This is a genomic window from Oleiphilus sp. HI0125, from assembly GCF_001635355.1.
In genome coordinates this window covers 1-755 of record NZ_LWGF01001386.1, presented here as the reverse complement: position 1 = coordinate 755, position 755 = coordinate 1, and the positions used below count along the sequence as shown (strand labels likewise).

Annotated in this window: 1 protein-coding gene; it reads left to right on the top strand. The window is 43.3% G+C overall.

What is annotated here, in order from left to right:
- Positions 1–755 (top strand): DEAD/DEAH box helicase family protein (locus A3762_RS23750; protein ID WP_197469545.1); only part of this gene is annotated, 755 nt, incomplete at both ends.

Here is a 755-nt window from a genome sequence, read left to right as displayed (position 1 = left end):
ACCAAACCTAACGATCTACGAAAAGTTGATCGCCGATTTTACACCTGGCACACCTAAATATGTCTTTAAAGGTATTGCAGAGTTCGCTTCCTACCCTCCTGAAGTGATTACTGGAGACAACTATGAGCAACGCGGCGCTCAACTAATGGGGGATATTCTTTCGAACGTTCGAGTCAATGTTTTTAACATTTCAAAAATCAACTCCGAAGTTCGTGGCGGTAAAGCGCCGCGCATTAAAAGACTTTCTGAATACTTGGGTGACAGCTATTTTAGCTATTTAGCAGGCTTACCTGATCTGGTTCTGTTGATGGATGAATCTCACCGATACAGGGCGAGCGCAGGTGTTAAAGCACTGAATGAGCTCAATCCAATATTCGGTTTAGAACTGACCGCGACGCCATTCGTTGAATCTAGCCGTGGCGCAAAACCATTTAAGAATGTTGTTGTTGACTACCCACTTGCTCGCGCAATGGATGATGGTTTTGTAAAAGAGCCCGCGGTAGTTACGCAGAGGAACTTTGACTCAAGCCAGTATTCGAAAGATGAATTAGAAACCATCAAGTTGATGGATGGTATCCGACTGCACGAAGCTACCAAAGTTGAATTGATTACTTATGCTCATGAGAATGATGAACGCATAGTAAAACCATTCATGCTCGTTATCGCAAGAGACACCACTCACGCCAAGGAACTCAAAGAGAAGCTTGAGTTTGTGTTTGATGGAAAATACCTAGGCAAAGTAATTCAAGTCGATA